Origin of the sequence: Spiroplasma endosymbiont of Polydrusus cervinus (genome assembly GCF_964019755.1) — a bacterium.
In the GTDB taxonomy this organism is placed as follows: domain Bacteria; phylum Bacillota_I; class Bacilli_A; order Mycoplasmatales; family Mycoplasmataceae; genus Spiroplasma.
Genome location: NZ_OZ026469.1, coordinates 309053 through 334444, shown reverse-complemented (window position 1 = coordinate 334444; position 25392 = coordinate 309053). Strand labels below are relative to the sequence as shown.

General features: G+C 27.1%; 23 protein-coding genes and 4 pseudogenes. 25 read left to right on the top strand and 2 right to left on the bottom strand.

The annotated features are described in order from the left end of the window. The first annotated feature begins 11 nt into the window (after positions 1 to 11). The 24 genes and pseudogenes from AACK78_RS02055 (at position 12) to AACK78_RS01950 (ending at position 20292) form a co-directional block, all read left to right on the top strand. Positions 12 to 194 (top strand): hypothetical protein, encoded by a 183-nt coding sequence (locus AACK78_RS02055; RefSeq protein WP_338956055.1) that lies wholly within the window; start codon positions 12 to 14, stop codon positions 192 to 194. A 72-nt stretch (positions 195 to 266) separates the two neighbouring features. Beyond that, entirely contained in the window at positions 267 to 704 is a 438-nt protein-coding gene (locus AACK78_RS02050) for a hypothetical protein (protein WP_338956053.1), read from the top strand. Positions 705 to 1033: 329 nt separating this feature from the next. Continuing rightward, complete coding sequence (tilS, locus tag AACK78_RS02045) at positions 1034 to 2341, top strand: tRNA lysidine(34) synthetase TilS (protein WP_338956051.1); 1308 nt, start codon at positions 1034 to 1036, stop codon at positions 2339 to 2341. Between the two features lie 72 nt (positions 2342 to 2413). After that, entirely contained in the window at positions 2414 to 4432 is a 2019-nt protein-coding gene (gene ftsH, locus AACK78_RS02040; protein WP_338956049.1) for an ATP-dependent zinc metalloprotease FtsH, read from the top strand. An 88-nt stretch (positions 4433 to 4520) separates the two neighbouring features. After that, positions 4521 to 5384 (top strand): Hsp33 family molecular chaperone HslO, encoded by an 864-nt coding sequence (locus tag AACK78_RS02035; RefSeq protein WP_338956047.1) that lies wholly within the window; start codon positions 4521 to 4523, stop codon positions 5382 to 5384. 114 nt (positions 5385 to 5498) lie between these two features. Beyond that, positions 5499 to 6401 carry an ABC transporter ATP-binding protein gene (locus AACK78_RS02030; protein WP_338956045.1) on the top strand — a complete coding sequence of 301 codons (903 nt, stop codon included), beginning with the start codon at positions 5499 to 5501 and terminating at the stop codon, positions 6399 to 6401. 92 nt (positions 6402 to 6493) lie between these two features. Continuing rightward, the gene (locus AACK78_RS02025; RefSeq protein ID WP_338954390.1) at positions 6494 to 6757 is read left to right on the top strand and encodes a transposase family protein; all 264 of its coding nucleotides are present in this window, start codon (positions 6494 to 6496) and stop codon (positions 6755 to 6757) included. Beyond that, positions 6724 to 6996, top strand: a pseudogene (locus AACK78_RS07345) (hypothetical protein); the annotation flags it as partial. The gene AACK78_RS02025 and the pseudogene AACK78_RS07345, both read left to right, overlap by 34 nt. Positions 6997 to 7017: 21 nt before the next feature. Next, on the top strand, positions 7018 to 7614 hold the full coding sequence (locus AACK78_RS02020; RefSeq protein WP_338956043.1) for a DDE-type integrase/transposase/recombinase: 597 nt from the start codon (positions 7018 to 7020) through the stop codon (positions 7612 to 7614). A 63-nt stretch (positions 7615 to 7677) separates the two neighbouring features. Next, positions 7678 to 7941 carry a transposase family protein gene (locus tag AACK78_RS02015; RefSeq protein WP_338954390.1) on the top strand — a complete coding sequence of 88 codons (264 nt, stop codon included), beginning with the start codon at positions 7678 to 7680 and terminating at the stop codon, positions 7939 to 7941. Further along, positions 7908 to 8180: pseudogene (locus AACK78_RS07340) on the top strand (hypothetical protein); the annotation flags it as partial. The gene AACK78_RS02015 and the pseudogene AACK78_RS07340, both read left to right, overlap by 34 nt. A gap of 21 nt (positions 8181 to 8201) precedes the next feature. After that, positions 8202 to 8744 (top strand): DDE-type integrase/transposase/recombinase, encoded by a 543-nt coding sequence (locus AACK78_RS02010; RefSeq protein ID WP_338956041.1) that lies wholly within the window; start codon positions 8202 to 8204, stop codon positions 8742 to 8744. Positions 8745 to 8840: 96 nt separating this feature from the next. Then, positions 8841 to 9113 (top strand): annotated as a pseudogene (locus AACK78_RS07335) (IS30 family transposase); the annotation flags it as partial. Positions 9114 to 9524: 411 nt separating this feature from the next. After that, complete coding sequence (rpmG, locus tag AACK78_RS02000) at positions 9525 to 9674, top strand: 50S ribosomal protein L33 (protein ID WP_338956037.1); 150 nt, start codon at positions 9525 to 9527, stop codon at positions 9672 to 9674. A gap of 9 nt (positions 9675 to 9683) precedes the next feature. Then, positions 9684 to 10121: a preprotein translocase subunit SecE gene (locus AACK78_RS01995; protein ID WP_338956035.1), complete on the top strand. Its 438-nt coding sequence runs from the start codon at positions 9684 to 9686 to the stop codon at positions 10119 to 10121. Between the two features lie 33 nt (positions 10122 to 10154). After that, the gene (gene nusG / locus AACK78_RS01990; RefSeq protein ID WP_338956033.1) at positions 10155 to 10811 is read left to right on the top strand and encodes a transcription termination/antitermination protein NusG; all 657 of its coding nucleotides are present in this window, start codon (positions 10155 to 10157) and stop codon (positions 10809 to 10811) included. Positions 10812 to 10896: 85 nt separating this feature from the next. Further along, positions 10897 to 12309, top strand: a complete 1413-nt coding sequence (gene sufB / locus AACK78_RS01985; RefSeq protein WP_338956031.1) for a Fe-S cluster assembly protein SufB — start codon at positions 10897 to 10899, stop codon at positions 12307 to 12309. Between the two features lie 473 nt (positions 12310 to 12782). After that, positions 12783 to 13073: pseudogene (rplU, locus tag AACK78_RS01980) on the top strand (50S ribosomal protein L21); the annotation flags it as partial. Between the two features lie 140 nt (positions 13074 to 13213). Continuing rightward, a complete protein-coding gene (locus AACK78_RS01975; RefSeq protein ID WP_338956029.1) occupies positions 13214 to 13528 on the top strand; it encodes a ribosomal-processing cysteine protease Prp in 315 nt (104 codons plus the stop codon). A 2-nt stretch (positions 13529 to 13530) separates the two neighbouring features. Further along, positions 13531 to 13821: a 50S ribosomal protein L27 gene (rpmA, locus tag AACK78_RS01970; RefSeq protein WP_422396881.1), complete on the top strand. Its 291-nt coding sequence runs from the start codon at positions 13531 to 13533 to the stop codon at positions 13819 to 13821. Positions 13822 to 14141: 320 nt separating this feature from the next. After that, positions 14142 to 15938 carry an ABC transporter permease gene (locus tag AACK78_RS01965; protein WP_338956025.1) on the top strand — a complete coding sequence of 599 codons (1797 nt, stop codon included), beginning with the start codon at positions 14142 to 14144 and terminating at the stop codon, positions 15936 to 15938. A 25-nt stretch (positions 15939 to 15963) separates the two neighbouring features. After that, positions 15964 to 16908, top strand: a complete 945-nt coding sequence (locus tag AACK78_RS01960; protein ID WP_338956023.1) for an ABC transporter ATP-binding protein — start codon at positions 15964 to 15966, stop codon at positions 16906 to 16908. Between the two features lie 447 nt (positions 16909 to 17355). Then, on the top strand, positions 17356 to 18894 hold the full coding sequence (gene fib / locus AACK78_RS01955) for a cytoskeletal motor fibril protein Fib (protein ID WP_338956021.1): 1539 nt from the start codon (positions 17356 to 17358) through the stop codon (positions 18892 to 18894). Between the two features lie 96 nt (positions 18895 to 18990). Beyond that, on the top strand, positions 18991 to 20292 hold the full coding sequence (locus AACK78_RS01950) for a YitT family protein (RefSeq protein WP_338956020.1): 1302 nt from the start codon (positions 18991 to 18993) through the stop codon (positions 20290 to 20292). Between the two features lie 542 nt (positions 20293 to 20834). Here the strand turns inward: AACK78_RS01950 and lon are convergent. Beyond that, positions 20835 to 23153 carry an endopeptidase La gene (lon, locus tag AACK78_RS01945; RefSeq protein ID WP_338956018.1) on the bottom strand — a complete coding sequence of 773 codons (2319 nt, stop codon included), beginning with the start codon at positions 23151 to 23153 and terminating at the stop codon, positions 20835 to 20837. Positions 23154 to 23407: 254 nt separating this feature from the next. Continuing rightward, positions 23408 to 24730, bottom strand: a complete 1323-nt coding sequence (gene tig, locus AACK78_RS01940) for a trigger factor (RefSeq protein ID WP_338956016.1) — start codon at positions 24728 to 24730, stop codon at positions 23408 to 23410. A gap of 342 nt (positions 24731 to 25072) precedes the next feature. Between tig and secG the strand changes: the two genes are divergently transcribed. Further along, positions 25073 to 25369 (top strand): preprotein translocase subunit SecG, encoded by a 297-nt coding sequence (gene secG / locus AACK78_RS01935; protein WP_338956014.1) that lies wholly within the window; start codon positions 25073 to 25075, stop codon positions 25367 to 25369. Positions 25370 to 25392: the final 23 nt, after the last annotated feature.

Genomic DNA, 25392 nt, shown 5'->3' with positions numbered 1-25392 from the left:
TTATAATTTCAATGGGTAAAAATTATCATTGTGCAGACAACATTATTATTGAACGTTTTCATTCATTACTTAAAAAAGGAACAATCCATAATAAAAATTATAAATCTCATAATGAATATATTAATGATGTTAAAAAATGAAATAAATGATATTTAAACCAAAAAGAAAAATATATAATAAATGAAAGTTTGTAAACCTTTTTATTAATACTTACTAAACAGGGTGCAGTTTAACTAACCATTCTTGAAATTTTTAAGGAATATGGGGTGTCGAAATCAGTCGTATATCAGTGAATTGAAAAATTTAATAATTCTGGATCTTTTAAAGCAAAAGATAACCGCACTGTTGAAGAAAATGAACTAGATTGCCTTGCGGAAAGAATTAATCCAATTACGAATGGAAAACGACATTTTAAAGCAAGCGGCACTGATAATTGGCAAAAAATAGAAATTATTAACAATAATAAAGAAAAATATTCCGTGCGAAAAATGGGTCAAATATTAAAGATAGCAAAATCAACATATTACTATCAAATTAATAAATACGCTACGGTTGATGTTAATAATTATGAACAAGAAGTTATCAGTGCATTTAATGCTAATCGCAAAATTTATGGAGCTCGTAAAATTAAAGCTATTTTAACCAGAAAAGATATTATCTTATCGCGAAGAAAAATTCGCCAAATTATTTTTGATTTGTTATAATTTTATTAACTTTTTATGATTTAATTTTACAGTATAAAAGATGTTATTTTGCTGCTAAGAAATTAATTGCCAATCGGGGTTATTTTAGGATTATTCATCGAACAACAAGATTATTAGAAATTACTGCTTTATTAGTTAAATATGGTTTTAATATTAAACGATTACAGTTTATTCATCCTTTTTTAACAAGTGAAGCAAATAATGTTTTAATTGAAGCTCGTTTTTAAAGCGGGGAAGGACTTATTGTTGAAGAATCAATTATAGTACATAATAGTGATTATCACTATACAGAAACAGTTTTAAAATTATTTCGAAAATAGGTGATTAAAATGGATACTAAACTTTTAAAACAAAATGAAAAATATGTTATTGGTGTTTCGGGTGGCCCAGATAGTATGTTTTTATTTGATAATATTTATCATAGTTCTGAATTAGATATTAATAATTTTATTGTTTGTTTAGTGAACTATCAAAAACGAGAAGATAGTAATCATGATGAACAAATTGTTGTTGAATATTGTCAAAAACGAAATATTAAGCTACATGTTAAAAAAGTAACGGCGCAGGAATATCAACAATATCAAGCGCTATCACATAATTTCCAGCGGATTGCGCGTGATTTACGTTATGATTTCTTTTGCCAAATTAGTGAAAAATATCATTGCCAGGGAGTTTTAATTGCTCATAATTTAACAGATCATATTGAGACATATATTTTACAAAAACAACGAAACGGCATTATTGAACATTATGGTTTAAATCAAAATAGCTATTACTATTCACAAATGTTGGGAACAAAACTTAATGTCTTTCGAATTATGTTAAAAATAACACGAGAAGAAATTATTGAATATTTATTGCACGAGCAAGTTAATTATGCGATTGATTCAACTAATATTTTAGCAATTTATAACCGCAATATTATTCGCAATGAAATTCAACAAATTAATTTACAAGATATGTTATTAGAAATTGACCAAAAAAATAAAGAGAATGAACAATTAAAATTAATTGCCAAGAATTATTTAATTGATAATTTTGGTCAAATTAATGTTTCTAGTTTTAATGTTCTTAATAATGTTCAATTACAAAAAATTATTATTTTTAATTATTTTAAAACTAATAATGTTGTTCATTTAATTAGTCATAAAAAAAGAAAATTTTTAGATGAAATAATTAAGGAGTTAAAAAGTCCAAAAGCCAATCTTATTCTTAACATTAATGCGGATTATGCCTTAATTAAATCATATGATAATGTTGATATTATTAATAATGATCTTTTAAAACCAACAACAATACAAATTAGTTCAAAGACTAATTTACCTATAAAATGGAAAGAAAATACTATTAATTGGGGAACTAAAAACAAGCATCTTTTTAAGATTACAACAGCGCAATGACCAATCACAATTACTAATGATTTACTATTACTAAATAAAGTAATAGTAAATAAGATGCCATTAAATCGTTGATTTATTAAAAATAAAGTTTCGCTTTTAGCGCGAAAAAGTTATTTTGTCTTAGATAAAAATAATCAGCTTATTTATGCCAATAATTTAGTTAATTTAAAAATTAATGAATTTATTAATAATACTTACTTGGAAAAAAACAATTTATTTTTTTTTATGATAAAATAATTTAGAATTGGATTATTGTTTAAAATGCCCAAAAAAGATTAATTTTTAAGTCTTAATAGAGGAGAAATAGTTATGAATAAGAAAAGAATGTGGTTTGCAATTATAAGTTCATTAATTTTTATTGGTTTGATTATTTTAACAATTGTATTATGAACAAAAGCAGATATTACAAAAATTAGCGAAGGGGACATGCAAAGAATTGGCAATACCCAGAAATATAATGAAAAAGAAATTAATGAAATGACTATTGAGGCTGGTGTTGGTAAAAATAGTGTTGTTATGAAAGGGGTCATTCGTTATTCTGAAGGCGGGAATATTAAAACTGTCCGTTATAGTTCTCAATGAAGTCGTGAAGGTTTTAACAATTATACTTACCGACCGGGAAAAGGAACAAATATATGAGATCAGAATTTTAAAGAAAAATTAAAAGGTGGTCTTGTTTCAATTGATCGTGAATTTGTTCCAGTGTGACAAACAATGTTAGTCGACTTGGTGCCATGATTATTAATAGTGGGAATTGCGGCGTTTATTATTGCACGATTATCAAAAATGTCGGGTGGAATGTCGGGGGCTAATCCTTTTTCAATGGGGAAAAATAAAGCTCGTCAAATTCAATCAACTGTTAAGTTTTCGGATGTAGCGGGAATTAATGAAGAAAAAATAGAATTAGTTGAATTACTTGACTATTTGAAAAACCCACAAAAATATTCAAATATGGGAGCTCGTGCACCAAAAGGAGTTCTAATGGAAGGGCCACCTGGAACAGGGAAAACCTTATTAGCAAAAGCAGTTGCTGGAGAAGCTGGTGTACCATTCTTCTCAATTTCAGGTTCTGAATTTGAAGAAATGTTTGTTGGAGTTGGGGCTTCAAGAATTCGTGAAATGTTTATTGCCGCTAAAAAAGCAGCACCATGTATTATTTTCATTGATGAAATTGATGCTGTTGGTCGTAAAAGAACTGTTTCATTTGGGAGCAGTGGTAATGAACAAACATTAAACCAGTTATTAGTTGAAATGGATGGATTTGGAACTAATACGGGAGTTATTGTAATGGCAGCAACAAACCGCGTTGATGTATTAGACTCAGCCTTATTAAGACCAGGTCGTTTTGATCGTCAAATCCAAATTTCATTACCAGATATTAATGAGCGTGAAGCAATTTTAAAATTACATGCTCGTAACAAGGCAGTTTCAACAGAAGTTGATTTTAGACGAATTGCCGAAAGAACGCCTGGTTTTTCTGGGGCACAGTTAGAGAATGTTTTAAATGAAGCAGCAATTTTATGTGTTCGTAAGAATTTAAAAATTATTACTGTTAATATTATTGATGAAGCGATTGACCGTGTTGTTGGCGGACCAGCAAAAGAATCACGTAAATATTCAGTAATGGATAAAGATATTGTTTCATATCATGAAGCTGGTCATGCTTTAATTGGTTTACGATTAGAAGCTGCTAGAAAAGTTCAAAAAGTTACAATTATTCCAAGGGGGCAAGCAGCTGGTTATACAATTATGACCCCAAAAGAAGAAACAATGTTCCATAGTAAAGAAAACTTATATGCAACAATTACTGGTTATTTAGGTGGACGTGCTTCAGAGGAAATTATGTTTGGAAAAACAAAAATAACAACAGGAGCGCATGATGATTTAGAAAAAGCAACCAATATTGCTCGTCATATGGTTACTGAATACGGAATGAGTTCATTAGGATTAGTTCAATTTGAATCGCCAAAAGATGAATATACGGAAACAAGAAAACGATATTCAGAAGATGTGGCAGCTAAAATTGATACGGAAGTTCGTAAAATTTTAGATGATTGTTATGTTACAGCAAAAGCATTGATTTCTGAAAACCGTAGTTTATTAGATTTAATTGCTGAAAGTTTAAAAGTATTAGAAACAATTACAGCTGAACAAATTGAATATATTGATAAATATCATAAGTTACCAGATGAAGTAATTCATGAAAAAGAACGTGCTTCTAAGCATAAGGAAAAAGAAGCTAAAGGTGAAATTTTAGAAGTTAAACCAAAAGAACGAAAAAAAGATCACCCGGCAGATGACAAAAATAATGATCAAAATAAAAAGTAGGTTGAATTAAGCCTGCTTTTATTTTACTTTTTCGGATGGTTGTACTATAATTGCAAAAGAAAGAAATTTATAAAGGAGTTTTAAAAGAATGGATAAAGTAACGAAAGCAATTAGTAATGTTCATAATATTAAAATGACCGTTGTTGATGCAACCAAATCATTAAATGATATTATTAAATTACATGAAACTACTCCACTTGCTACAATTGTGTTATCACGAGTTGTTTTAGCAACTATTTTAATTGGTAGTGATATGAAGAATGCAACTGATAAAATGACAAGTATTGTTAATGGTAATGGTCCAATTGGAACTATTATGGTGGAGTATACTGGGCATAAAGTACGAGGATTTTGTACTAATCCCCAATTTGATGTTGAGGAAATTGACCGGGATCATAATGTTATTTCGCAAGTAGTCGGAACAGATGGTTATTTACGAGTGATGAAAGATTTAGAAATGAAAGATAATTTTTCGGGGCAAATTGAATTAATTTCTGGTGAAATTAATTTAGATTTTATTTATTATTTAACACAAAGTGAACAAATTAAATCTATTATTGCTTGTTCAATTAAAATGAATGAAGATAATACCATTACCAAAGCGGTTGGTTTTTTTGCGCAGTTATTATCAGGACATAAGGACGAAGATATTGATTATTTAGAAGAAAAGATTGAGAATTTAGAAAACATTAGTCATAAATTAATTGCGGAAGATAATGTAATTAATATTTTTAAATTAATTGATCAAGATGCCAAAGTATTAGAAGCTGATGAGGTTAATTTTAAATGTAGTTGTTCATATGAAAAAGCTTTAGAATCAGCTAAATTATTAGGTGATGAGCAGCTTAATGAAATTCTAGCAAGTAATGTTGAAGTTGAAATTGCTTGTGACTTTTGTCGCAAAAAATATCTTATTAGAGCTAGCGATTTAAAAATCTTACTAAAAGAATAAGGATAATATACCCAAATAAGTTGATAAAATTACAATAATTTTGTTATGATATTATTATGATAAAAAATATTTGTTAAATGTAATTTAATGTTCAAAGGGGAGGAAAAATACAAGATGGCTAAAATTAAAGATGTACCTAGTACAGATCAAAAAAAATCAGAGGGAAAAGAAAAAGTTGATTATAATGCCGTTAAAGAATTTAAACAAAAATTAAAAGAACAAAAGAAACAAACAAAGTTATATTCAAAACGGATTTTAAAAGGGGAAATTATTTCAACAACAAACAGTAAACCAGATACAAGTAAATATGTAATTGAATTAGTCAATGTTAAAAAATCATATATTACTGGCGAAGTTGAAATACCAGTTTTAAAAGGAATTGATTTAAAATTAGAAAAAGGCGATTTTATTGTAATTTTAGGTCCTTCTGGGTCAGGAAAGACAACATTATTGAACATTATTTCAGGATTAGATAAAGTTTCTAGCGGTGATGTTTTTGTAATCGATTATAATTTATCGTTATTAAAAGATGTTCATTTAACAAAATTTAGACGAGATAATATTGGTTTTATTTTCCAACAATATAATTTATTAACTAATTTAACTGCCAAAGAAAATGCTGAAGTTGGTGAAAACTTAAGTAAAAATAAAAATAAAGATATGACAATTAAAGATATTTTTGAAACAATTGGGATGGAAGAACAAATGAATAAATATCCACACCAAATGTCAGGGGGACAACAACAACGTGTTTCGATTGCTAGAGCATTAGCAAAAAATCCCGACATCTTGTTTGCGGATGAACCAACGGGAGCTTTAGATGAAGAAATGGGCCGTAAAGTACTTGAAATTTTAGTTGATGTTAATAAAAAATACAAAACAACTGTAATTATTGTTACCCATAACCCGAATATTGCTGATATTGCTAATACCGTTATTCATGTTCGTAATGGTTTAATTGACCAAATTAAAAAGAACACCCATTCAAAAAAGCCAAGTGAAATTGATTGATCTTAATCTATAAAACGCTAATAATAGTAGACTGCACCCAAAAAAAGTAAGTAAAGAAAAAAAGTCTTTGCTAAACTTTAGAGGAGGTGCATTTTTATATGGCAAGAAAAGGACAAAAATTTAATAAATATACAGCATATTTTCGAAAAATGATAGTACAAGAGGTTAAAAATAATAGTATAAGTTTTATTGCAAAAAAATATCAAATTAATAAAAAAACTGTTGCTTCATGGTATGAAAATTTTAAGAAAGGAATTTTAAACACCAATAAAGGTCCAAAAGAATCATTTGAAAAAAGAGATTTAAACTATTACAAAGTTAGGTATGAATTACTAAAAAAGCTTCATGACTTTTACAATTAAATAAAAGAAAAATTGTATCTTTTATCAAAGAAAACATTAATAAATATCCACTAAATTTATTACTTGATATAACAGATTTAAAGCGTAGTTATTGAGATAAATATAAAAATTATTCAAGTAATGGTAAGGATAGCGAATCATTAAAAAATATTGTAAAAGTCTATGAAGAAAATTTAAAACAATTTGGTTATCATCGAATTACCAAATATTTAAAAGAAGATTATGGCATTGTTTATAATGCTAAGAAAGTATTGCGAATTATGAAAGAAAATAATATTCAAGCTGAATATGTAAAGCGTATGCGTAGAAAAATATTAATAAAACAAAATAGAAATAAAAATATAATTAAATATCCTGATTTAGTAAATCGTAATTTTAATGATATTAAAGAAAGATTTTCAATTTTATTTACTGATGTAACTTATTTAATTTGAAATGGTAAAAAACATTATCAATCAACAATACTTGATGGATATACTAAAGAAATTATTGATGTAAAATGATCAAAATTTAATAATAACAAACTTGTAATTGATAATTTAAATGATGCAATTAATAAAATTAAAAAAATAAAAAAAGATCTAAATAAAACAATAATTCATTCAGATCACGGATATCAATATACATCTAAAGATTACAATAGTAAATGTTTAAATAACAAAATTATAATTTCAATGGGTAAAAATTATCATTGTGCAGACAACATTATTATTGAAAGTTTTCATTCATTACTTAAAAAAGGAACAATCCATAATAAAAATTATAAATCTCATAATGAATATATTAATGATGTTAAAAAATGAAATAAATGATATTCAAACCAAAAAGAAAAATATATAATAAATGAAAGTTTGTAAACCTTTTTATTAATACTTACTAAACGGGGTGCAGTCTACTTTTTAAAGGAGGTGCATTTTTATATGGCAAGAAAAGGACAAAAATTTAATAAATATACAGCATATTTTCGAAAAATGATAGTACAAGAGGTTAAAAATAATAGTATAAGTTTTATTGCAAAAAAATATCAAATTAATAAAAAAACTGTTGCTTCATGGTATGAAAATTTTAAGAAAGGAATTTTAAACACCAATAAAGGTCCAAAAGAATCATTTGAAAAAAGAGATTTAAACTATTACAAAGTTAGGTATGAATTACTAAAAAAGCTTCATGACTTTTACAATTAAATAAAAGAAAAATTGTATCTTTTATCAAAGAAAACATTAATAAATATCCACTAAATTTATTACTTGATATAACAGATTTAAAGCATAGTTATTGAGATAAATATAAAAATTATTCAAGTAATGGTAAGGATAGCGAATCATTAAAAAATATTGTAAAAGTCTATGAAGAAAATTTAAAACAATTTGGTTATCGTCGAATTACCAAATATTTAAAAGAAGATTATGGCATTGTTTATAATGCTAAGAAAGTATTGCGAATTATGAAAGAAAATAATATTCAAGCTGAATATGTAAAGCGTATGCGTAGAAAAATATTAATAAAACAAAATAGAAATAAAAATATAATTAAATATCCTGATTTAGTAAATCATAATTTTAATGATATTAAAGAAAGATTTTCAATTTTATTTACTGATGTAACTTATTTAATTTGAAATGGTAAAAAACATTATCAATCAACAATACTTGATGGATATACTAAAGAAATTATTGATGTAAAATGATCAAAATTTAATAATAACAAACTTGTAATTGATAATTTAAATGATGCAATTAATAAAATTAAAAAAATAAAAAAAGATCTAAATAAAACAATAATTCATTCAGATCACGGATATCAATATACATCTAAAGATTATAATAGTAAATGTTTAGATAACAAAATTATAATTTCAATGGGTAAAAATTATCATTGTGCAGACAACATTATTATTGAAAGTTTTCATTCATTACTTAAAAAAGGAACAATCCATAATAAAAATTATAAATCTCATAATGAATATATTAATGATGTTAAAAAATAAAATAAATGATATTCAAACCAAAAAGAAAAATATATAATAAATGAAAGTTTGTAAACCTTTTTATTAACACTTACTAAACAGGGTGCAGTCTAGTATTTAACCGATAGAGAAAAATAATTTTATAGATGAAAAACAATAGAAAAACACTTTAAAATAAGAGTTTATTTTTGTGATTCTGGTAAACCTCGTCAGAAAGCATTAGTAGAAAGAATAAATAGAGATATAAGGCGTTGATTGGCTCAAAATGAGCCATTAATTAATATTCGTAGTAGATTAAAATCTATTTTAGATATATTAAATACCACAATTAGACCTTGCTTGGAAAATTTTACATCAAAACAATATTTTAAAAAAATTTTTTTAAATTAAATTAGTGTTTGTTAAGATTAGTAAAATTTATTTTTTGTTGTGTTTAATTTTATAATTTTAAAAATAAATATTAAAAATAATATTTTTAATTTAATATTTTTTGTGATTATTGTTTTTTATTTTTAATTTGTTATAATTCTATTAACTTTTTATGATTTAGTTTTACAGTATACATGGCAATATAATGGGTAGTTATTTTCAACTTGAATTAAAATAGAACTATCTTAAACTAAAAATTTTTTGCAGGTTCATCGTACAGGACGCCTATTCATCATTTGTTAGGACTAAATTATCGGCAAGTTGATAATACAATGCAACGAATTATGCAAAAAACCAAAGATTTTTAAAAAATAATTAATTAAGTATATCAATGTTGTTATTAATATAATATAATTAACCACGGTGAGTATTATGCGCGAAAAGATCATATTAGTGTGTTCCGAGTGTTTAAATCGAAATTATACAACGTTTAAAAACAAAATGACACAAAAAGAACGTTTAGAAGTAAATAAATTTTGTAAAACATGTAATAAACATACTAAACATAAAGAAACAAGGTAGGTGTTCGTAATGGCAAAAAAGGAAAAACAAAAAAAGGAAATTAAAACTGCTTTAACAAAAGAAGAAAAAAGAGTTTTAAAAATTCAAAAGAAAAATGAAAAAGCAGTTTTAATTTTTCAAAAAAAAACAAATAAGGTAGCACCAATTCAAGTTGGAACGAAAAAAGAAATTATCGCCCCAGCAGTTTATAAAAATGGTGACCCAATAAAAAAAGGTTTTTTCAAACGCGAAAATTCAGGTAAAAATAAAAAGACTAATTGAAAATTAGCTTTCCGTGAATTTCCTGTTAAAATGGCAAAAGAAGTTACAAGAATTCGTTGAACAAGTAAAGGTAGTTTAGGACACAAGTTTTTAATCACAATTTTATTTATTATTTCTTTTGCGGTATTTTATTTAGTATTAGATTTAGTTTTACATCATTTACTAACTGTTGCTCGCATTATATAATAATTAATAGGTAAGATTTAAAGGAGTAAAATAATGTTAGGGAAAAACACAATAACAGATGAAATCATTGATAATGATAAAGCGAATGATAAATTGGATAGCGGTGAGAATTTAAAGGATATGACAAAATATCCTGGGAAATGATATGTAATTAATTGTTATTCTGGTCATGAAGATCGTGTTCGTGATGACTTAATCCAACGGGTAGAATCATTAAATATGAAAGATGTTGTTTTTGATATTAGAGTTGTCAAAGAAATGGTTCCAGCGAAAAAAGGAAAACCAATCGAAAAGAATGTTTATCCAGGATATATTTTTATTAATATGATTATGAATGATGAAGCTTGATATATTGTTCGGAATACAACAGGCGTTACTGGATTTATTGGTTCATCAGGACGAGGAACAAAACCATTTCCTTTAACGGACCAAGAAGCAAAAACAATGCTTTCAAAATCAATCGTTGCAAAAAAAGCGGCATCGCAACAAGGGAAAAAAGTAAAAAAAGTATTTGTGGCAAACTTTAAAGTTAACGATTATGTTCGAATTCTATCCGGAATTTTTACCGAAATGGAAGGACAAGTAACAAAAATTGATACTTCAAAAGGGATTGCAACAGTAAATTTAGAAATGTTTGGTCGTTTAACGCCTACTGAAGTTGAATTTGACCAATGTGAAAAAATAGGTTAGCATAACAAATTAATATTAATTTTTGTTATGCTTTAGTTTTACAGTATACAAAAATGATAATTAACAAGTAAAGGAGGTCTTATTAATGCCAAAATTAAAACAAGAAAAAGAAATTAAAGAAATTTCTAGTTATAAATATGGTTTTAATGACGGAGACATTTCCTACTATAATACGGGAAAAGGTCTTAATGAAGCAATTATTAATGAAATTTCAGATCATAAAAATGAACCAACATGAATGCGAGAATATCGGTTACAGTCATATCATAATTTTTTAAAAATGAAAAATCCAAGTTGAGGTCCAAATCTCCAATTTATGGATTTTAATGAGTATATTTATTATATTAAGCCAACAGAACATATTGTGACAAAATGAGAAGAAGTTCCTGAAAAAATTAAAGAAACCTTTGATCGATTAGGCTTACCAGAGGCAGAACGGGAATATTTAGCTGGAATTAAAGCCCAATATGATAGTGAACCTGTTTATAGTAGTATGCTGAAAGAAGTTGAAGAAAAAGGGATTATTTTCTTGGATTGTGACACGGCATTACGAGAACATCCAGAATTATTTAAAAAATATTTTGGAACACTAGTTCCTAATATGGATAATAAATATGCAACGTTAAATGGGGCAGTTTGATCGGGGGGATCATTTATTTATGTTCCGAAAGGCGTTAAATTAGAAAAACCATTACAAGCTTATTTTCGGATTAATTATCAGAATAGTGGACAGTTTGAACGAACATTAATTATTGTTGACGATGATGCTGAGTTACATTATATTGAAGGTTGTACAGCACCAGTTTATTCGTGTGATTTTTTGCATGCAGCGATTGTCGAAATTTTTGTTGGGAAAAATGCTAAAATGCGTTATACCACAGTTCAAAATTGAAGTGATAATGTTTTAAATTTAGTTACAAAACGGAGTATTGTTGAGGAAAATGGTCAAATGGAATGAATTGATGGTAACATTGGTTCAAAAATTAATATGAAATATCCTAGTGTTATTTTAAAAGGGAATAATAGTAAAGGACAATGTATTTCAATTGCTGTTGCTAAAGAAAATGTGATTCAAGATGCCGGTTCAAAAATGATTCATTTAGGGAAAAATACCTCTTCGAAGATTATTTCTAAATCAATGACTTTTAATGGGGGAACAGCCAATTATCGTGGCTTAGTTCATATTGGTCCTAAAGCACAATATTCAAAAGCAAGGGTTAAATGTGATACCTTAATTTTAGATGGAAAATCACACTCTGATACAATTCCCCAAAACAAGGTTTATAATAATGAATCACAAATTGAACATGAAGCAACAGTAAGTAAAGTTTCCGAAGAACAGCTGTTTTATTTACAAAATCGTGGTTTATCTGAGCAAGAAGCTTTAGAAATGATTATTATGGGATTTTTAGAACCTTTTATGAAAGAATTACCAATGGAGTATGCCATTGAATTAAATCAATTAATTAAAATGGATATGGAAGGTAGTGTTGGTTAATGGCAGTTCTTGATAAGCAACAAATTCGGTAAGAAAAGTTAATAGGTCGAAATAAGCTTTCATCGGCTTTACGTCAACAAAAAGAAACAGAAATTTTTAATGCTTTTTTCCAGCATTCAGCGGTTCAAAATAGCAAAAATATTGCTCTTTATTATTCAGTTAAAGGTGATGTTAATATCCTTTTATTATTGAACAATTATTAGCGGCAAAGGTTAATGTCTTATTACCCCGAGTGGTTGGAAATAATTTACAATTTCATCATATTTCTAATTTAACAACTGATTTAGAACTTAATTCGCAGTTTGGTATTTACAATTTACAGAAGAAAAACTAAAAATTTATTGAATTTTTTTTAGATAACGATATAATTAATTATGGTTGTTTCAGTTTCAACCGCTCTTTGACTTTTAAGTACCAAAAGGATATGCAATACTTATCTACTTACAAGGCGAGTATAAACTGGAGGTGTAAAAATGTTTGCAATAATTAAAACTGGAGGGAAACAACTTCGTGTTTCTCAAGGTGATGAAATATTTGTTGAGATGTTAAATGGCAATGAAGGTGAAAAAGTTAATTTCACTGAAATTTTAATGATCGATGGTGAAGTAGGGACTCCTTTTATTAAAGGGGCATCCGTAACAGGAACAATTTTAAAGCAAGGAAAACAAAAGAAAATTGTTGTTTTCCATTATAAACCAAAGAAAACACAACATAAAAAATATGGGCATCGTCAACCATATACAAAAGTTAAAATTGATGAAATCTTGTTATCAGGAACTATGAAAGCAACTAAACCAGCAACAGCAAAAACAGCTACTGCGGCTAAACCGGCTGCTAAAAGTTCATCAACAAGATCAGCAAAAAAACCAGCAACAAAAACAAAAAAAGTGACGAGTAATACATTATGATTAAAATTATAATTACTAAAACTGAACAAAAAATTAAAAAAATTGAAATTACTGGTCATGCGAAAGCAGCTGAATATGGCAAAAACCTTGTTTGTGCGGCAATAACAGCAATTACAACGGGTGGTTTAAATGCAATTGATCAAATTAAACCAGATAGTTGTGAGTTCCTTGTTAAGGAAGGACTAATTAATATTATTGTCAAAAATGATAGTGCTGACTTACAAGTTATGTTACAAACAATTTATTATCAATTTTTAACAATTTATCAGCAATATCAAAAATTTATTAGTGTAAAGGAGGTTGAAGAATAATGATGAAGTTCTTATTAGGGTTACAGTTATTTGCTTCAAAAAAAGGAGTAGGGTCGACTAAAAATGGTCGTGATTCACATTCAAAACGATTAGGCGCAAAAAGAGCTGATGGCCAAATAATTAGAGCAGGATCAATCATTTATCGTCAACGTGGAACAAAAGTTCACCCAGGAGTAAATGTTGGGCGTGGTGGAGATGATACCTTATTTGCCTTAATTGATGGAATTCTTAAGTTTGAAAAATTTGAACGAAATAAAACAAAAGCATCAGTTTATCAAAAACAAGTTAAATAAATGTAAATTGTAAAATTAAATATTAAAAACAATATTTTTAATTTAATATTTTTTGTGATTATTGTTTTTTATTTTTAATTTGTTATAATTCTATTAGCTTTTTATGATTTAATTTTACAGTACAGTATACATTTAATTAATTAAACTAGTAAAACAAATTAAAAAATGATAAAATACATCCATATAAACTTAGCAGATATAAATAAATAATTTGAGGAAAATAGATGGGAAATAAAATGTTAAAAAAAAGAAGATCAAATTCATGATGGTCAATAATATCTTTTTCGATTTTTAAAATTCGTCGTTCAATGGTAGTCTGAGTGTTACTTTTACTGTCACTTGTTTTATTTGGAACAATTGCAAGTACTCTTTTTTTATCTTCAAAAGATATTAATGAATTTTTAAAAAATTTTCAGTATGCTGTATTTATTTTTAATAACATTTTATTATTATTGTTTATTTTGTTAGTAATTATTAAAATTTTTGGACGAGAGTTTGAAGATGGAACTTATTTATTATTAATTTCAAAGCCGTATTCCCGTTTTGTTTTATTTTTATTAAAATTAATTTCGCTTTGAATTTTAATTCTTCTTTTTTTAGGAACAATTACTTTGTTCGCTTTCGGCACTGGTTATATTGGAAGTTTCTTTAAACAGCAGAACCCCGAATATTTCCAAGTTTATCAAAGTTTATTATTAAAGTTATTTATTTATTCTTTAATATTATCTTTTTTTGCTTCAAGTGGGATTTTATTTGCGGTAACTTTTTTAAATTCACAAATTGTTTTATTAATTGTTGTTATTTTCTGTAGTTTGTTTTTAGTTGGGGGAATGCCATATTGATTAATTATGAGTTTAACGAATAACATTGATTTATCATTTGCTAATGAATCAATTGTTAAACAAAATTATCCCGTTAAAATTATTAAAGATACCATTAATTTTAAAAGAAAATTAGAACAAAAATTAATTAACTATGATAAGTTAACTAATGAAATGTGAAATTTTTATAGTCAATATGACTATGATGATTTAAAAAAAGTTTTTGATAATTCTGACTATCGGAATATTACAGATGATTCGATGTTACGAATTCAACGTTTAGAGTTTTATAAATCACTTGGTTTAACTAAAACAAAGGAAAGTGAATATGAAATTGATGCTCTTCAAAAGTGGGATTCAACAACAAAATATAATTATGATGGAAAAGATAGTACTGTCAGTCAAGTTATTAGTAGTGTTGGAACGCAGAATCTTAAAATGAAAGTTCATTTTGCAACTGACTACTTCTTTAAAGCACCAAGTGAATTAGACCCACATAATGAAATTCATAAAGACCTACTTGATTTTATTAATGTCATTGGCAAAAAAACAACATGATTGCCGTATCTTAGACTAAATTATTTTAATGGAACTTCTTTATTTTATTTTAATTTAGATAAATCATATTATAATTTATCATCAAAAAATAATGATCCAAAGTTAGTAACTGTTGACCGAAAATTATCAGAACCAAATTCCTTTAATCCGGTATCGGTCTTTAAAGCAGACTTTGATCGAATGGGTTTTTTACCAATTGAATCAATTTATAATAATGGTGATGAGTTTCAAAAATGAATTTTTATTTATTTTGGAATTAAAAATTCAGATGATTTTGATTTTGATAATCAAAATGATTTTGTCATTAAAACGCTTTATGTTTTACGGGAAATTGAACTTGATATTGTAAAAAAAATAATGGATTATAAATTACTTGAATTAATACCATTAAAAACAAATAGCGCCTGACAAAAATATAATGATTTAATGGAAACTTATAGTTTAATTTCGAAATTGAATATTATTGAACATTGAAATCAAATTTGAACAAGTTTGTTATCGTATGTTCCATTTTGATTTACTCCAATTGAACGAAGCAATATTGATTTTAATGTTCAAAACAATTATTTAATGAGTTATCAAGATTTTCCAATATTATTGGGCATGACAGATAAAAAAGTTAATCTTTATCCACCACCATTCTTAAATATTAACTTATTATTATATATTTATTTAGGAATATCTGGTTTATTTTTACTTAATTCTTACCTAGTTTTATGCTGCAAAAATATTACTTAAATGATGACAAAGGAGATGTTAAAAGATGAATAATAATGCATTAGTGCTTAGTGATGTTGCCATTGCTGCGCGTAATTTTAGTAAAAAATTTAAAAATAGTATTGTTGGTCCTTTTAATTTTAATGTTGGCCGGGGGAAATTACATGCTATTTTAGGATCATCGGGAAGTGGAAAAACGGTTTTTATTAAATCTTTAATTGGTGGTTTAAAGGGCTTTAAAGGGGAAATTACCATTTTTGGTAAAAAAGCAACAAAAATTAGTATGAAAAAAATGATTAGTTATGTACCAGAATTTGTTACTTTTCCCGAAAATATTAGTTCTTATAATTTTTTAAAGTATTTAGGAAAAACTAATGGTTTACGCGGAAAATATCTTCGCGATCGTATTGAATACTTAATGAAATCATTAGAAATTTGAGAACACCGTGATAAGGATGTTAATTCCTTTTCATCGGGAATGAAAAAAAGGGTCATGATTATTCAAGGAATTATTCATGATCCAAAAATTTTAATTTTAGATGAACCAGAAGCCGGATTAGATATTAATAATCGAAAAAAAATTATTTTTTATTTAAAACAGTTAACATTATGTGGTAAAACAGTCTTTTTTTCTTCCCACTTGTTAGATGAAATTAAAGACTATATTGATGAATTTACGATGGTAATGCGTGGAACACAAATTTATACAGGGCAATTAGCTGCTTTTAATGTTAAAAATAATTACTATCTTGTTACAAATAATCCCCAAGAAATAATCCGGTTTTTTAATGCCAACCGTGTTCCAAACTGGTATGATCGTGTGAATAATTCGTTAAATTTCGTTTTAAATTCGCCATTACATTTATATTATGTAACGCAGTATGCCTTAAAAAAACGTATTAAAATTTTAAAAATTAGTGAAGTTGAATTTTCATTTAATTTCTTATTGCAAAAACTAAATATTACCTTACCGCCTAAATATGACCACTAGTCGTAAATTACGTGTATACTGTAAAACTAAATCATAAAAAGTTAATAAAATTATAACAAATTAAAAATAAAAAACAATAATCGCAAAAAATATTAAATTAAAAATATTGTTTTTAATATTTATTTTTAAAATTATAAAATTAAACACAACAAAAAATAAATTTTACTAATCTTAACAAACACTAATTTAATTTAAAAAAATTTTTTGCGATTATTGTTTTTTATTTTTAATTTGTTATAATTTTATTAACTTTTTATGATTTAGTTTTACAGTATACAGATTTTAACAATTTTGAACATTTTAGGGTTAGTCATTGATAATTAGGCCAAAATACGATACAATAAGCATAGTTGTATTTTGCATATAATCAAATATTAATTATAGTAAGATGCACTAAAAATAGACAATTTTTGGAAATAAAAATATGAAAATAGAGGTGGAAAATAAATGATCGGTGTAATTTCAACAGCATATTTTACTATGAAAGATAAACACAGTATTAAAACAGTAAAAAAATATTGGTGAAAGAACTGTGTAATTCAACATGTTAAATACCATGGAAAAACTTTCATTATAGCAACAGTAGGATATGGTAAAACAAACGCTGCAATGGCTATTACTTATTTATTAGAAAAATATCCTGGTTTACAAACAATTTTAAATGTAGACTTAGCATTATCAACAAATGATAAACATGACATAGGAGATACAACAATATCAACAAAATTTATTTATCGTGATGCGGACTTAACAGTTTTCAAAGATATTAAATATGGGCAAATTGTTAATGAACCAGAATCATTCCAATTCGATGGTGAATTTTCTAAGGTTGTTAAAGACTTTAAATTAGGATTAACTGAAGGGGTTACTGGAACAGCAGATGTGTTGATTTATAACTCAAAACAATTTAAAGAAATGGTTGATAAATATGAGTATGCCATTGATGTGATTGACACTGAAGCTGGTGCAATTGCACAAATTTCGAAAAAGTCAAGTATTAATTATATTGCTTTAAAAATTATTTATAATAATGCATTATCACCATGAGATAATGACCCAATTCATAAATTTAAAATGTATGAAACAGTTAATACATTAAAATATTTATTAAGAAGATTATTTAATTTATTAAGTTCAAGATATATTATTGACTTGTCACAATCTTTACAAGATGATTTAGATTCAATTAATGAATTATTTGAAATTAAACATGACCAATGAATTAAATTATTTAAACCAAATACACACAAAGTATTATCGGGATTTGGACCTTCATTAATGTTAGTTGATAAAGCAGAAAGAACACCAGTTGCCTTGGATATTATTCAAGTAATGCATTCAAAAGCGAAAGAAACAGAAGGACCAAGTAAAGTGATTTTAGGCGAAGATGAATGGAAAAATGCGCCAAAAAAATGATTACGTAAGTTATTATTTTTAGAACAAGTTCGTGTTAATGATGATGAATTATTATGAAATAAATCAGAAAAATATGATTTAAATAATGAAAGATTATATAAAATTGAAACAGTTGCCAATGAAATAGCAGCTGCTATTTCTGAAAAATCTCAAGATAATTCATCATATACATATAATGGTGCAACAGTATCAGAAAAATACTTATTAATAAATTGTGATGCTAAAGTTTCATTTTACATTACCCACAATCAATCACATGAATTTGTGGAAGATAAAGAATTTGGGACACAATTAGTAAGTAATGAATTTGTTAAATACTTGAATGAAGCATTAAAAGATGTTGATTCACCATATCAACAAATTGTTATTTATATGACAATTCCAGCATTAGATTATCGTAAAATTCCCGTGTTTATTCCTTCAAATAAAGGAGCAAACAGAGGTGTTAAATTTAGCGCTTTAAAACAAAAGTACCAAAGAGATTACACTGTCGTTGATATTACGAGAAATGATTATGATCCAATTAAAGTTGGTTCATTCAAAGTTACAATTCGTTTAAAAAGTGAGTAGTTTTTAACTAATTTTATTAAAAAACAACCTTTTGGTTGTTTTTTAATTTTTAAATGGTGTTATACTTATTTATAATAATTACGGTTAAGAAAGCGCATGGAAAAACGAAAAATGGTTAATGATGAAGAAAACAGATTAAAACAAGAAAGAAATAGTAATAACTCTGGAATTAGCCCTGATAATATAAAAAGTAAAAAAGCAGAAAATTATTCGAAAGAAAAAATAAATGAACGGAAAACCCGTAGTCGTGAACGGATTTCCCGAACAGAATTTAATTTACGTTTTAAAGCTTACTTTAAATCACGCTTATTCCGTGATTATGGTTATATTATTTTTGCCGCTTTTTTAGGAATGGCGAGTTATGATTATTTTATTGCGTCAACAACAAGTAACGGGATTACCCCAAGTGGGATTGGGGCCATTGCCCGGGGAATTGCCATTGGAATTTGACCAGAAAAAAATGAATTACAAATTCAGACAAGTATGTACTGAGTATTTTACTTTGTCTTTAATGTTCCCTTATTTATTTTTGGGGTTATTAAAGTAGGGATTCGGTTCTCATTCCGAACAATTGTTTATATTGCTTTGCAAAATGGGTTCCACTTTACTTTTGCTTATATTCCTGTTATTAATCCCCAAGAATTATTTTTTATTGTTAATTATAGTAGTTTAAATTTTTTTACTAATTATGGGGGAATGTATCAAATTTGATTATTTGTGTTTGCCGCGGTAGCGGGAATTTTAAATGGAATTGCTTATGGATTAGTTTATAAAGGGGGAGCTTCAACAGCCGGAACTGATTTTGTTTTTGCCTATTATTCAGCTAAGAAAAAAATCTCAATTGCGAACTATAACCGCATTGTTAATTATATTATTATTGTTGCAATGTTAGCAATTCATACCACATTATTAAGTCGTAGTGAAATTACAAGTATTTATTTTGGTAAAGATTGAGCGGCCCACATTGACCAAATTAAAGAACTTGGCTTTAAAATTGATGAAGGCGGGTTAATTGGCGGTGATATTGCGACTCACAAAATTAAATACTTCTTTGGCCCGGCGTTATTTGCTTCATATTTATTTGTTGTTGTGCAAACAATTGCAATTGATATTATTTTCCCGAAATTTAAATATCGTAGTTTAATGGTTATTACTTCAAAAGGTGATGCAATCGTTTCAGGGTTACAATATGTTCATTATCCAAATGACATTGTGCGAATTCCAGCGCGTGATCATTATGAAGGGAACGATATTAATAATGAAGTTATTATTGTTTCAACTTCCGTTTTAGAATATAAAAAGATTAAAGCAGCAATTGTTGTTTCTGATCCGGATGCTAAAATCTTATCGTATAAACTTGATAAGATTATTGCTAACTATAAAGTTGATAAGTATTAACTGTTACGGGGGATTAAATTAAACCATTATAAATTACGTGGGATAATTTATTCTTTACGTTTTAATTTTAATATCATTTGCAATCTTATTGACAGTATTAATAACAATATTTTTACCATACTTTTTTACTAACGACTGCAAAATAAATATTTCTTTATTTGCATAATTTCAACCTCCTATAATTAACTTAAAAATTAATTTAAAAAAAGTTAACTAAATTAATAGTTAACTTTTTATGATTTGGTATTTACAATTTACAACAAATATTTTTAGCATTAAATTGTTGATTAGAATATGGAATGATTAATGCAATTAAAGATAATATTAATTGATATAATTATGATCAATATTGCGGTAATGGGATTGCAATATTATTAACACATCGAATTCAAGGTGTATTTGTTTGCTAGTAGTAAACCAAAAGTAGATATGAAGATTGATATTCCACGATTAAAATTATCTAAAATGGGATTAGTATTTACAATTTACAATCAATTTAAAATTAAAATAAAAAAATGTATCAATTTGATACATTTTAAAACTTAGTTTGTGCCAAAAATATTTTTGAAAACTTCATCATATGTTCCAACTGGAATAATATTTAAAGTTTCTTGCACTTCTTTTGGAATATCTTCAATATCCTTGATATTCTTATGCGGAATTAAAATTGTTTTTAAACCACTACGGTTAGCGGAAATTGATTTTTCCCGTAACCCTCCAATTGGTAAGACTTGTCCTCGTAAGGTAATTTCTCCTGTCATCCCAATATCTTTCGAAACTGGGCGATTACTTAACGCACTAATAATTGCGGTTGTTAAAGTAATTCCCGCTGATGGCCCATCTTTTGGTACTGCTCCTTCAGGAACATGGATATGAATATCATGGGTTTCAAAGAATTTTGGATCAATGTTAAACTTACCAGAATTTGCTTTAACATAGTCTAAAGCAATTGAGGCTGATTCTTTCATTACATCTCCTAATTTCCCGGTTAAGACTAATGAACCTTTTCCTAAGAAACTATTAACTTCAATTGGTAAGATATCGCCCCCAAATTGGGTATATGCTAATCCTGTTACAACCCCAACTTGTGATTCTTTTTCTTTTTCAGTATGCTCAAAACGACGCTTACCTAATAGCTCATTAACTGTGCTTGGTTGCACAACTAAGTTTACCATTTCTTTATTTAAAAATTTAACAATAAATTTCCGCGCAATAGCATTTAGGTCCCGTTCTAACTGACGAACTCCTGCTTCACGAGTATAATATTTAATTACTTCATTAACTGCCTCATTGGCAATTGTTAATTGACCATCAGCTAAACCATTATTACTTAATACTTTTGGTACTAAATAATCTTTGGCAATATGGAATTTTTCCAATTCTGTATATGATGATAATTGAATAATTTCCATTCGGTCAATTAATGCTTCGGGAATATTATCATAATAGTTTGCTGTTGCAATAAACATAACATCACTTAAATCATATGTTTCTTCTAAGTAATGGTCAGAAAAGGCTGAATTTTGTTCTGGGTCTAATACTTCTAACATTGCACTAGCTGGATCACCACGGTAATCTGATGCCATTTTATCAATTTCATCTAATAAGAACACTGGATTGGTTGATCCAGCGCGCTTCATTGATTGAATAATGCGTCCTGGCATTGCCCCAATATATGTTTTACGATGACCACGAATTTCTGATTCATCTTTTACGCCTCCCAAGGCCATTTTAACAAAATTACGTCCTGTTGCTTCGGCAATTGATTTTGCTAAACTTGTTTTCCCAACCCCTGGTGGTCCAAATAAACAGATAATTTGTCCTTTTAAAGATTTTGTGATTGTTTTAACCGCTAAGTATTCAATAATCCGTTCTTTAACTTTGTCTAAGCCAAAATGGTATTTATCTAGTACTTCTTTCGCAAACTTTAAATCATTTTTTTCATCGGTTTTTTGTCATCATGGAATTTGCATCATTCAATCAATATAAGTTCGAATAATATTTGATTCACTTGATGCTTGTGGCAAGGCTTCATAACGAGTGATTTCTTGTTCAATTCTTTCTTTAATATTTTTGGGGAATGATTCTTTTGCTAAGCGTTCTTTATATATTTTCATTTCATCCGCTGCGCCATCAAATTCATCCAGTTCATCTTTAATTGCTTTTAATTTTTCCCGTAAGTAATATTCCCGTTGTTGTTCATCAACGCGTTCTTTAATTTTTTTACTAATTTTATTGTCAATATCATTCGCTTGTTGTTTATTAACTAAATGATCAAAAATTATTTGAAGTCTTTTTTCAACATCTAATTCTTCAATAATTTCTTGTTTTTTTGCCACTGGAATAAATGGTAAAAATTGGGCAATAGTATCAACAACTTCATTCCCATTAACTGAATTACTAATTTGATCTAATAAATCTTCTGGTAAAATATCTTGCAATTCCATTAATTCTTTAATATTAGCAGTTAATTTTTCAACAATTTTATCTTCTGATTGAACAAATGATTTTAAAATATCAATATCAGCCGCATAAAATTCACCTTTGCGTAATTCTAAAAGTTTTACCCGATCAACGGCTTTAAAGTTAACTGTTAAACTACCATCTTCCCATACTTTGCGAATTTTTAATTCTGCTAAAATACCAATTCGATAAATTTCCGATAATTTCGGATTATCTTCTAACGGTTTTTTCTGACTAACTAAAACAATATGATTATCAAAATCCTTACTAGCTGTATTTACTGCTAAAATTGATTTATCGCGTCCTACCTCTAATACTTGTTCAAAGCCTGGAAAAATATAACTACCCCGTGTTACTAAAACTGGCACATTTTTTAATTGTGTTATTTTTGAATCCATCTTCAAAACACCTCCTGTTTCTTTTCTTCACTTATATTGGCAATATCTTATCGTATTTTCCGAAATATCGCAATATAAATTAAATTACAAAAAAATCATCACACCTATGCTTTATTATATCTTATATTCTAAAATAAGAAATACCAGTTTTAGTACTTAATAATATTAATATTATACCACAAAAAGAAGGAAAATTAAGAACCTTTACAGTCTAATCTTCCACCAATATAAAAACTAACAAAAAATGTTAGTTTTTATTCTCCGTTATTTTCATATAAAAAGGAAAATACCTTATCATGAATAACTTGTTCTTTTACTTGTTGATCAGACACTAATTTCGTTTCTTTTAATGTTTTCCCATCAATCCCAAATTGTTTTCCTAATTTCTCATATTGTTCATTAATTTCTGCTTCAGTTGCAGTAATTTTTTCTTTTTGAACAACAGCATCAAGAATAATATCATTTTCTAACCGAGTTTTAACATCTTTAAATAGCTCATCAAAAATATCTTCTTGAGACATTCCTGTTCGTTTCTTATAAGTTTTGATATCCATTTGTTGTCCTTGCAATTTTTGTTCAAATTCATGTTTTAATTGATTTGTTTCTTTTCGAATAATTGACTCTGGTAAAGCAATCTTTGAATCCTCGGCAATTAAATGGAATAAGTGACCAATAAAATGATCATATTCTTGTTTGATTGATTGTTCATAAATATTATTTTTAACATGCGCTTCCAATTTGGCTAATGTATTAATTCCTTTTATATTAACGTCTTTTGCTAAATCGTCATTTAATGGTGGCAATACTTTTTCTTTAACCTCTTTAATATTTAATTTAAAAATAGCAGCAACTGAACGCAATTCTTCAACATGATAATCCGCAGGGAAAGTAACATTAATTGATATTTTTTCCCCAGCTTTGAAACCAATCATGGCATCTTCAAAACCTGGAATAAATTGATTGCTACCAATTTCTAAGGTAAAATCTGTTGCTTTGCCACCTTTAAATAGTTTTCCATCAACAAAACCTTCAAAATCAAAAATTACGATATCACCTTTGGCAATTTTTCCTGGTACTTCTGATTCTCCTTTTTTTTCTTTTTTTGCTTTAAAAATGGAAAAACGATTACGAATTTGATTAATATTATCTTCAATATCTTTTTCTTTTATTTCAACTTTTTCTTTTTTTAAGTGCTCACCAGTAAAGCCAGTATATTTACTAATTTCAACTTTTGGTTTTAAATCAAATTCTAATTGTAGAATATATACTGCTCTACTAATTTTTTTAACACTTGTAACGGGAGAAGAAAATGGCTCAATATCTGATTTTTGATCAAACGCAAATTTATAGGCTTCATTAACAACTAAATGATGCGCTGCATCTAAAATTTTTTCTTCTGTTAAATGTTTCTTTAATAAATTAGCCGGTACTTTCCCCTTACGAAAACCAGGAACTTGTAATTGTTCTCCTGCTTTCTTTTGGGCCTTTTTAATATAATTGGATCATTCTGTACCATCAATGGTTACATATCATCTTCCAATTCATTTACTCTCAATTCTTTCAGCTCTAAATTTCACACTTTACTCCTTAACTAATTATTGCACATAATTCATTATAGCAAAAAATGGGTTTAAATAACCTTTTTTGCTAATTTTTATTTTGTTTCCCTAAAAGCACTTTTCAATCATAAATATTTTAAAGGTGTTTGCAACATGTAAATTGTAAAATTCAATTTTTACAATTTACAAAACTTGAAAAAAACAATAAAAAGGATATTTAGATTATATGGGTCAGAATTTATTAAAATTAAGATGTTTTCCCGCAAAAATAATTAAAATTAATTTAAAAATCCACTAATTTTTATTATTTTTATAGTATTATTATTAGGAACATAAATTATTTTAGAGAGGGATGTTTTAATGAACCTATCAAGTATGATTTTTTTAGCAGTTGAACCAAAAGTAGTTAATACAATTATTTACGTTTTTGAAATGATTGCCTTAGTTGTTTCAATTATTATGATTATTATTGGTTTATTGCAAAACAAAAAAGCACAGACAGGATTAAGTGCTTTAAATGGTGGTAATAATGAACTATTTGCTAATAGTAAAGAGCGTGGGTTAGATTGAACATTATCAGTTTTTATGTTAGGATTTGGTTCAATATTATTAATTGTTACATTATTGATAAGTTTATTAACGAAAATTTTATTGTAATAATTAAGCTTTTAAAAATACCA